The organism is Solibaculum intestinale, from assembly GCF_040096205.1.
Taxonomy (GTDB): domain Bacteria; phylum Bacillota; class Clostridia; order Oscillospirales; family Acutalibacteraceae; genus Solibaculum_A; species Solibaculum_A intestinale.
Window position 1 is genome coordinate 1 of sequence record NZ_JBBMFD010000040.1, and the last position, 9,707, is coordinate 9,707.

A 9,707-nucleotide genomic window follows, 5' to 3' on the forward strand; every position below is an offset into this window, starting at 1 on the left:
GCGCAGGAGACGCCCTGCCCCCCCCCCGCACGACTTACGTGCTATGTGTCAAACTAGCAACCGCAGCCGTTGTTGCAGCCGCAGCCATCGTTGCAGCCGCAGCCGTTGCCGTAACCGCCCCAACCATTGCCACAGACGAGGAAGAGGATGATCAGAATGATGATCCAAGAGCAGCCGCCACCAAAACCATTACCACAACACATACAAATTTCCTCCTTGAGCAGGCTATGCCTGCGTAATGTCGGCGCACCGCGCCGGTGATAAGCCCGCCACGAGGATGGCTCAAAGCTTCGATTCATCGCCTTCGCCGTTCCGTGTTGGCTTTCAACCCATACTATGGCGGCGGCAGGAAGTTGGTTACAAAATTCCCCCCGATTTTCTTCTTTTCGCCTTTAGCCGGGTGGAGGACGGATTTTTGCAGGCGGGATTTCGCTTTTAAGGCCGTCTTCGTATAAGCGTCCCATTTTTTGCATACACTATCCATATCAGCAAATGAGGAGGGCTATTTGTGTCGCGTACAAGCTATGGCGGGAGACCCAGTTACCACGCGGATTTTGAGCTGGCGGATGATCTGACGCCCGATCCCTTTTCCGAAGAGCCTCTGCCCCATTCCGCGCCCCATACAAGACGAACCGGTTCGGGTACAGATAGATCAGGAAAAGTCAATAAAGTGAGAAATCAGGAGAAAAGTGAAGAGAATCCCTGGTAATTTGAAATAGTTCATATTTTTTGACTTTAACTGACCTTGATCTTTCCTGACCATTGGGTATAATAAAGAACAAAAGCGGATGGGTCCGCTTGAAAGGTCAGAAAAAGACAAATTGTTGAATGTGGAGGTGATACCATGCGATTGAGCGACCAGATTGCCCAGCAGATTCTTTCCATGCTGGAAGCGGCGCAGGGGGTCGCGGAAATTCAGAGAAACGAGCTGGCGGGTTCCATCGGATGTGTGCCCAGCCAGATCAATTACGTGCTGACCTCCCGCTTCACCCCGGAGCAGGGGTATCTGGTGGAGAGCCGGCGGGGCGGCGGCGGATACATCCGCATCACCCGCATCAACTCCGGACGGGGCGCGGCGATCATGCATGTGGTCAACAGCATCGGCGACACGCTGGACGCCTCCACCGCCCGCATTATTCTGGAAAACCTGACGCACAACCGGCAGCTGACCCCCAAGGCCGCCAAGCTGATGAGGGCGGCCGTGTCCGACAACTGCTACCGCAGCGTACCGCCGGAAAACCGGGACGCGGTGCGCGGGGCGGTGCTCAAAAGCATGCTGCTGCAGGCGGCCATGTTTGATTAGCATCCAGGTTTTTACTGAAAACTACCGATGGGAGTGAAGGATATGCTCTGTGAAAAATGCCATAAAAACGAAGCCACCACCCACATCAAACGGGTGATCAACGGACAGGCGTCCGAAGTGTACTTATGCGCCGACTGCGCGGCCAAGGCGGGGTTCGGCTCCATCCATTCCCCCTTCTCTCTGGGGTTAAACGATCTGCTGGGCAGCGTGTTCGGCGAGGCCGCTCATCCGCAGGCTATCCCTACAGGCGGCGACCAGGTTCGGTGTTCCGGCTGCGGCTCCACCTTCCAGGACATTGCCGCTACCGGGCGGGCGGGCTGCGCGAAATGCTACGACACCTTCTACGACCAGCTGCTTCCCAGCCTGCAGCGCCTGCACGGCAAAACGCGCCACGCAGGCAAGCTTCCGGCTTCCGCCGGGATAGAGGCAAAGCAGCGCCGGCAGCTCGACGAGCTGCGAAAGTCCTTGTCGCTGGCCATTGAAAAGCAGGAATTCGAGAAAGCGGCCGCCCTTCGCGATGAGATCAAGGCCCTTGAGCAGGAGCTCAAGCAATAACGCCATGCGGTGAAAAAGGTGGGATAACAGATGACAGATTCGAATAAATGGTACACCCAGTCGGGTCCGGACGGAGATGTGGTTCTTTCCACCCGCATCCGGCTGGCACGCAATTTCTCCGACATTCCCTTTGTGGGACGCATGACCGACGCCCAGAAGGCCCAAGTGGAGGAACGGGTGCGCGACGCGGTTTTAAACGGAAATTGGGCGCTGGCAGGCAATTTCCATTACATAGATATGGAGCATTGCCCTCACGTGCAGGCGGTATCCTTAGCCGAACGGCACCTGATCAGCCCCGAGTTTTCCCAAGGGGCGGCGGGCACGGCGCTGCTGCTTTTGGAGGACGAGTCGGTTTCCATCATGGTCAACGAAGAAGACCATCTGCGCATTCAGGTGATGCGTCCGGGGCTTGACTTAAACGAAGCCTACGACACGGCGGATAAGATCGACACCCTGCTCGACGAAAAGCTCAACTTCGCTTTTCACGACCGGCTGGGGTACCTCACCCAGTGTCCCACAAACCTGGGCACCGGCATGCGGGCTTCGGTGATGCTCCATCTACCGGCTTTGCAGGAGCTGGGGAGCATGAACCAGCTTGCGAACACCGTGGCAAAGCTAGGGCTTACCATCCGAGGCACCTATGGAGAGGGCAGCGACGCCAAGGGCGCCGTCTACCAGCTTTCCAACCAGGTGACCTTAGGCATCTCCGAACAGGCGGCCATTGAAAACCTGCGTTCCATTGCCCAGCAGGTCATCGCCCAGGAACGAAACGCCCGCAAACAGCTATGCGCGGACGTACGGGTACAGGACCGGATCTGGCGCTCCTACGGAATTTTGACCACGGCAAGGACGCTGACCGTCAAGGAGTTTACCGGGCTGATTTCCAACGTTCGCCTGGGTGCGGCCACTGGGATTCTGAACATTCCTATGGACGTGATCAGCCGGCTGCTCATTGACGCCATGCCCGGCACGATGATCAGCCAAAGCAAACAGGAGCTGGACGCGGCCAAGGCCGATCTGGAGCGGGCCCGCCTTGTGCGGGAAGCGCTGGGGGCAAACCGGCCCTGATAAAAGAAAGTAAAAACGATACCTTCATCCCAACCACAAAGGAGGGTTTTCTATGTTCAAATTCAATGGATTTACGGAAAAAGCCAACAAGGTGCTCAACCTGGCGGTAGCCTCGGCCCAGCAGCTGGGGCACACCTATATCGGCAGCGAGCATCTGCTCTTAGGCATTTTGGAGGAAGGCACCGGCGTAGCCGCCTCCGTGCTCAACGAAAAGGGCATCACCGCTGAGCAGGTGGTGGAGCGGCTGCAGGCCGTCATCGGCCAAGGCCAGCCCACCTCTCTTTCCCCCAACGACTTTACCCCCCGCTGCAAGCGGATTCTGGAAATGGCCATTGCGGCCGCTCGGAGCATGGGCCACAATTACGTGGGCACCGAGCACATCCTGATGGCCATCATCCAGGAGGGGGACAGCTACGCGGTGCGGTTCTTGTCCGACCTGGGCGCCGACCCGCAGGCTATTTTCAACGATACCGCCCGCGCAGTGGGCGCAGAGCCGCCCGAACCGGCCACCAGAGCGCCCCGTGGTTCGGGAGCGGCCCGTCCGGGCAGCGGCAATAAAAACAGCAAGACGCCCACCCTCGATCAGTTCGGCCGGGATTTGACCAAGATCGCCAAGGACGGCGGGATGGATCCCATCATCGGCCGCGCAAAGGAAATCGAGCGGGTCATTCAGATTCTGTCGCGGCGCACCAAGAATAACCCGGTCCTCATCGGCGAGCCGGGCGTGGGCAAGACGGCGGTAGCCGAAGGCCTGGCCCAGAAGATTGCCGCCGGCGAGGTTCCCGAAACCTTGACCGGCAAGCGGGTGGTCGCTCTCGACCTGACCGGCATGGTGGCGGGCACCAAGTACCGCGGGGACTTTGAAGAGCGCATCAAGAACGCCATCGACGAGGTCATCAAGTCGGGCGACGTGATTTTGTTCATCGACGAACTGCACACCCTCATCGGCGCAGGCGCCGCGGAGGGCGCGGTGGACGCGGCCAACATCCTAAAGCCTTCCCTGGCAAGAGGCGAGCTGCAGGTTATCGGCGCCACCACCCTGGAGGAATACCGCAAGCACATTGAGAAGGACGCGGCTTTGGAGCGCCGGTTCCAGCCGGTGATGGTGGGCGAACCCACCCAGGAAGAGGCCGTTCAGATTCTTACGGGGCTGCGGGACAAGTACGAGGCCCATCACAAGGTGAAGATCACCGACGAGGCCATCGAAGCCGCCGTCAAGCTGTCGGTGCGCTATATCCCCGACCGGTACCTGCCCGACAAGGCCATCGACTTAATCGACGAGGCGGCGTCCAAGGTGCGCCTGCGCGCTTTTACCGCGCCCCCGGACCTCAAGGAACTGGAGAACCGGCTCAAGGAGCTGGGCGAGGAAAAGCAGGCGGCGGTCAACTCCCAGGATTTTGAACGGGCCGCCCATCTGCGGGACGAGGAAAAGGAGCTCTCTACGAAGCTCGAAGAAGAAAAGCAGCATTGGAGCGAGAAGAACGCACACATCGACGGCCAGGTGACCGAAAAGGAGATTGCCGAGATCGTGTCCTCCTGGACCGGCGTGCCGGTTGCCCAGCTGACTGAGGAGGAAAGCCAGCGGCTTCTGAACATGGAACAGATCCTGCATGAGCGGATCGTGGGCCAGGACGAAGCGGTTTCCTCCATTGCCAGGGCCATCCGCCGGGGCCGTGTGGGATTAAAAGATCCCCGCCGTCCCATCGGCTCCTTCATCTTCTTAGGCCCCACGGGCGTGGGCAAGACGGAGCTTTGCAAGGCGCTGGCCCAGGCCATGTTCGGCGACGAGAACAACATGATCCGTCTGGACATGTCCGAGTATATGGAGAAGCACACGGTTTCCCGCCTGGTGGGGTCCCCTCCCGGCTACGTGGGCTACGACGAGGGCGGCCAGTTGACCGAAAAGGTCCGCCGCCACCCGTACAGTGTGGTCCTCTTCGATGAGATCGAGAAGGCCCATCCGGACGTGTTCAACATGCTGCTGCAAATCCTGGAGGACGGCATCCTCACCGACGCTCAGGGGCGGCGGGTGGATTTTAAAAACTGCGTGATCATCATGACCTCCAACGTGGGCGCCCGCAAGATCACCGACAAGCAGCGCGCCTTGGGCTTCTCCGACGGGACCGCCGAAGCAGCCCAAAACGCCGAGCGCATCCGCGAGGACGTGATGGCGGAGCTCAAAAAGGCCTTTAAGCCGGAGTTCTTAAACCGGGTGGACGACATCATCGTCTTCAACCAGCTGACGAACGACGACATCCAAGAGATCGCCAAACGGATGCTCAAAAACCTGCAGGCCCGCGTCAAGGGGATGGATATTTCCATTGAATTCACCGACGCGGCGGTGGATGAAATCTCCAAGGAAGGCTTCGACCCGGTCTACGGCGCGCGTCCTCTGCGCCGGGCCATTGTCAGCCGCATCGAGGACCCGCTTTCCGAACACATTCTGGAAGGCAAGTTCAAGGCGGGACAGACGGTGGTGTGCGACTACCGGGAGGAGAAGTTCCAGTTTGACGCCAAGGCGGATGCTGCGGTATAATTAGGCTAAGACGGTCATAAAAGCGCCCGGGAACGGAGTCGTATCCGTTCCCGGGCGCTGCTTTTTATTCGGGGGCGCGGGAAAATCCGGCCGGGCCCTTTGACCTGTGCCGGGCAGACGGATAAAGCCGTCCGCTCCCGGGCAGGCTACCGATACCGAACCGATCCACCAAAGGAGGAACCCGTTTCATGCAAAGCCGCATCCGAACTCTGACCGAGTGCGCCCTGATGATCGCGCTGGCCACCGCTTTGTCCTTTTTCACCCTGCGCCTGGTGCCCAATGGCGGGTCGGTGACGCTGGCGAGCATGGCGCCCATCCTGTTTTTGTCCTTCCGCTACCCGCTCAAATGGTCGCTGCTGGCGGCGGTGGCCTTTGCGGGCATCCAGATGCTCACGGATTTTCACGTGCCGCCGGTGCAGGACGTTCTTTCCTTTGCGCTGGTCATCGGGCTGGACTATCTGCTGGCCTTCGGCGTGCTGGGCCTTGCCGGGACAATTGCAAGGCCCATCCGCAACCGGTACGGAGCCGCGGCGGCGGGTACCGTCCTGGTTCTTTTGCTGCGCTACGCCTGCCATGTGGCCTCCGGCATCCTCATCTGGGACAGCTACGCGCCGCCGGACCAGCCGGTGTGGCTTTACTCGGTGATCTATAACGCCACCTATATGGTGCCCGAGCTTCTCATCACCACGGCGGTTATGCTGCTGCTCACCAAGTACGTAAAGCCCCGGCAATTGGGCGCTTAACCGTTTTCCCGCTCTTCTTCCCGCCAGCCCTTGCACACGTCCACCCATTCGAGTGCCTTCGAATAGGCTTCCAGCTCGCCGCAGGTGAGCTCAATGGCGGAGTTGGACGAGCCGCAGGCGGGAAACACCGTCTCAAATCGTTTCAAAGACACGTCCAGGAACACCCGCACCTGCGGGTTCTCAATGGCGAAGGGGCAGATTCCGCCCACCGCGTGGCCGGTGAAGGCCAGCGCCTCATCGGGGGTGAGCATCTTCGCCTTTTTCTGAAACTGGGCCTTGAAGCGGGCGTTGTCCACCTTGGCGTCCCCTGCTGCCACCAGAAGGATGGCCCCGTCCCCGTCCGCAAAGGAGAGAGTTTTGGCGATGCGGGCGGGCGCTACGCCCAGGGCCTGGGCAGCCAGGGCCACGGTGGCGCTGGACACGGGGAACTCCCGCACGTCCCCGTCCCGTCCGAACTGCTTGAGATAATTTTTTACTGATTGGATAGACATATATATTTTCTCCTTATGGTATTCAATTTATCCGTCATTTCCCGCTTCCCCGTCCAGAGAAAACAAGTCGTTGGGCGAACACCCAAAAATCTGGCAGAGAGCCTCAATGTTCTCCTTGCGGATGGATTTCGTCTCGTTTTCCAGCATACGGCGGTAGCTTTGGTAGCTCATGTTCAGCTGCTGAAACAGCCAGTACCTGGATTTGCCTTGTTCCTGTAGAAGCTCTTGGATTCGCAGCCGTGCCATACCGTCACCCCCTTTGTGACAATGGTAACCGATTACAAAGAGAATTGCGGGGTCATCTGGCCTCATGCACCTGATTTTTTGGTCCTTTCAAAAGCTCCCATTTCAAATGGGCTCCCCTGTCGTGAAACAGGGGAGCCCGTTTGCGATTATACCCGGCTCCAGGTGACGCCCTGGGGAGTATCCTTGAGCGCGATACCCATACTTTTGAGCTGGTCGCGGATGCGGTCGGCCTCGGCCCAGTTCTTATTGGCCCGGGCCTCGTTTCGCGCCGCAATTAGCGCTTCCACCTGGCCGTCCGGAGACTTCTCTTCCTTTCGCGCATAGAGAAGGCCCAGCACGCCGGTAAGTTCCTCCAAGGCGCTAAGGCCGGCCTTGGCTGCCGCCGGCGACGGGTTTTCCCCGTCCATGGCGGTGTTTAACTCCCGCACCAGCTCAAAGATGACGCCGATGGCGTCGGCGGTGTTCAGGTCGTCGTCCATGGCGGTGACAAACCGGGCGCGGTACTCGTCGAGGACGGCGAGGAATTCCCCGTCCGCCTCCCCTTCGCCGGACGCGGCCACCTGCCCGAGCCGCTCCCGGCAGTTATAGAGCCGGTCCAGCGCGGCCTTGCACTGCTCGATGATCTCCACGCTATAGTTGATAGGGGTGCGGTAGTGAGACGCCACCATCAGATACCGGATGGGCTCATACCCGAACTTCTCGGCCACCTCCCGCACGGTAAAGAAGTTTCCAAGGGACTTGGACATTTTCCGCCGGTCCACGTTGATAAAGCCGTTGTGCATCCAGTAGCGGGCGAAGGGCACGCCGTTTGCGCACTCGCTCTGAGCGATCTCGTTTTCATGATGGGGGAACACCAGGTCCTCCCCGCCGCAGTGGATGTCGATGGTTTCCCCCAGGTACCGCCGGGCCATGGCGGAGCACTCAATGTGCCATCCCGGCCGTCCGGGGCCCCAGGGGGAATCCCACGCCGGTTCGCCCGGCTTTGCGCCTTTCCAGAGGGCGAAATCCAGCGGGTCCTCCTTGACATCCCCCACCTCGATGCGGGCCCCCGATTCCAGGTCCTCGATGGGCTGGTGGGAGAGCTTCCCGTAGCCGGGGTCCCTGCGGGTGCGGAAATACACGTCCCCTCCGCTGGGGTAAGCAAAGCCCTTGTCCACCAGCGCCCCGATGATGGAGAGAATCTCGTCGATGTTCTCAGTGGCCCGGGGATGGACGGTGGCTTCCCTCACGCCCAGGCCCTTCGCGTCGGTCCAGAACTCGTCGATGTACCGGGCGGCCACCTCCTTGACGGTGATGCCCTCCTCGTTTGCCTTGCGGATGAGCTTGTCGTCAATGTCGGTGAAGTTCTGGGCGAAGGTCACTTTGTAGCCCCGGTATTCCAGGTACCGGCGCAGCACGTCGAAAACGCACAGGGGCCGGGCGTTCCCAATGTGGATGAAGTTATAGACCGTGGGGCCGCAGGCGTAGATTTTGGCCTCGCCCTCCTGTAAGGGGACGAACTCTTCCTTCCGGCGGGTAAGGGTGTTGTAAATTTTCATGTCCTGGTTCCTCCGTCATGCAATTGATTTCTTGGCTTGAGTGTTTCTATATGTACGGCCCCGGCCTTTGGACCGGCCGGGGCTCTTTTTATTCCGAACGGGTCTGACTGAGCACCTGCACCGCATCCCGCAGCCGTTCGATCTCCGCCTCCAGGCGGCAGAGGGTCTGGCTGACGGGGTCGGGGATGTGCACCTGGTCGAGGGGGTCCACCTTCTGCCCGTTTCGCCGCACCACCCGGGCGGGCACGCCCACGGCGGTGGAATCGTCGGGCAGGTCGGTGAGTACCACGGCGTTGGCTGCCACCTTGCAGTTGTTCCCCACCTTGATGGGGCCTAAAATTTTGGCGCCCGCGCCGATCATGCAGTTGTCCCCGATGGTGGGATGGCGCTTGCCGGTATCCTTGCCGGTGCCGCCCAGGGTGACGCCCTGGTAGATGGTGCAGTTGTTCCCCACCTCGGCGGTCTCCCCGATGACGACCCCCATCCCGTGGTCGATCATCAGCCCCGTGCCGATGGTGGCCCCCGGATGGATTTCAATGCCGGTCTTTTTGCGGCTTCTCTGGGAGACAAGCCGCGCTAAAAACAAGAAGTTATGCCTAAAAAGCCAATTGGCCCGGCGGTGGGACCGCACCGCCTTGATCCCCTGATAAAGGACCCTTACTTCAAAGTTGCTTCTCGCCGCAGGGTCCCGCTCCCGGATTGCGGCAACGTCCGCTTTTGCCCTGCCAAACATACTATGACCTCCAACCAATCTGTTATACCGTAAAAACCAAAAGAAAACGCCCCTGTCCCCCTGCGGTCAGGAGGACAGAGGCGGTCGGTTCCCGCGGTTCCACTCTGCTTTTTCACTCTTCACTCTGCCTTGTAACGTAGGCGGTACGCGGGGCGTTACCCCCGGCGCTGACGGGCGCACCTTCGCCGATTTTCCCGCGAAACGGCTTGCAGCCGGCGGCCGTTTCTCTCTGGGCGGTTTCCTCGGTTACTCTTCCCGCTTCCTCGCGCATCCGGTTATTCTTCTGTGGGAAAGCGGCGCCCGGCCGCTCGTACCTATACCAGTATAGTATAGTTTGCCGGTAAATGCAACCCTTATTTGTTCCCGGCCCGCCCGGCTTTTTCGTAGGGGATCCGGTTCCTATGTCCTTTTACAAAAGGCTATGTCACAACAAACAGTTGATAAATAGCCATTTTTATAGGGGAGTATCAGAACTCCCCTACAAACTGTTATTT

At 59.7% G+C, this 9,707-nt stretch carries 11 protein-coding genes; 6 read left to right on the plus strand and 5 right to left on the minus strand.

The genetic code is table 11. From position 1 onward, the window contains the following. The 6 genes from WMO26_RS12945 to thiT form a co-directional block, all read left to right on the plus strand. Positions 1 to 239: hypothetical protein (locus WMO26_RS12945; protein ID WP_349221044.1), on the plus strand; the 239-nt coding region annotated here is incomplete at its 5' end. A 605-nt stretch (positions 240 to 844) separates the two neighbouring features. Beyond that, entirely contained in the window at positions 845 to 1,303 is a 459-nt protein-coding gene (locus tag WMO26_RS12950) for a CtsR family transcriptional regulator (RefSeq protein ID WP_349221026.1), read from the plus strand. Positions 1,304 to 1,345: 42 nt separating this feature from the next. After that, positions 1,346 to 1,858 (plus strand): UvrB/UvrC motif-containing protein, encoded by a 513-nt coding sequence (locus tag WMO26_RS12955; RefSeq protein ID WP_349221028.1) that lies wholly within the window; start codon positions 1,346 to 1,348, stop codon positions 1,856 to 1,858. 30 nt (positions 1,859 to 1,888) lie between these two features. Further along, positions 1,889 to 2,926, plus strand: coding sequence for a protein arginine kinase (locus tag WMO26_RS12960; RefSeq protein WP_349221030.1), 1,038 nt, complete (start codon positions 1,889 to 1,891; stop codon positions 2,924 to 2,926). A 52-nt stretch (positions 2,927 to 2,978) separates the two neighbouring features. Then, positions 2,979 to 5,462 (plus strand): ATP-dependent Clp protease ATP-binding subunit, encoded by a 2,484-nt coding sequence (locus tag WMO26_RS12965; protein WP_349221032.1) that lies wholly within the window; start codon positions 2,979 to 2,981, stop codon positions 5,460 to 5,462. A 188-nt stretch (positions 5,463 to 5,650) separates the two neighbouring features. Then, positions 5,651 to 6,205: an energy-coupled thiamine transporter ThiT gene (thiT, locus tag WMO26_RS12970; RefSeq protein ID WP_349221034.1), complete on the plus strand. Its 555-nt coding sequence runs from the start codon at positions 5,651 to 5,653 to the stop codon at positions 6,203 to 6,205. Here thiT and WMO26_RS12975 read toward each other — a convergent pair. From WMO26_RS12975 to WMO26_RS12995, 5 genes are all read right to left on the minus strand, one after another. Further along, a complete protein-coding gene (locus WMO26_RS12975) occupies positions 6,202 to 6,696 on the minus strand; it encodes a YbaK/EbsC family protein (RefSeq protein ID WP_349221036.1) in 495 nt (164 codons plus the stop codon). The genes thiT and WMO26_RS12975 overlap by 4 nt on opposite strands. A gap of 27 nt (positions 6,697 to 6,723) precedes the next feature. Then, a complete protein-coding gene (locus WMO26_RS12980) occupies positions 6,724 to 6,942 on the minus strand; it encodes a helix-turn-helix domain-containing protein (protein WP_349221037.1) in 219 nt (72 codons plus the stop codon). Between the two features lie 146 nt (positions 6,943 to 7,088). Beyond that, positions 7,089 to 8,480 carry a cysteine--tRNA ligase gene (gene cysS / locus WMO26_RS12985; RefSeq protein ID WP_349221039.1) on the minus strand — a complete coding sequence of 464 codons (1,392 nt, stop codon included), beginning with the start codon at positions 8,478 to 8,480 and terminating at the stop codon, positions 7,089 to 7,091. Between the two features lie 88 nt (positions 8,481 to 8,568). After that, positions 8,569 to 9,213: a serine O-acetyltransferase EpsC gene (gene epsC / locus WMO26_RS12990; protein ID WP_349221041.1), complete on the minus strand. Its 645-nt coding sequence runs from the start codon at positions 9,211 to 9,213 to the stop codon at positions 8,569 to 8,571. Between the two features lie 112 nt (positions 9,214 to 9,325). Beyond that, entirely contained in the window at positions 9,326 to 9,484 is a 159-nt protein-coding gene (locus WMO26_RS12995; protein WP_349221042.1) for a hypothetical protein, read from the minus strand. Positions 9,485 to 9,707: the final 223 nt, after the last annotated feature.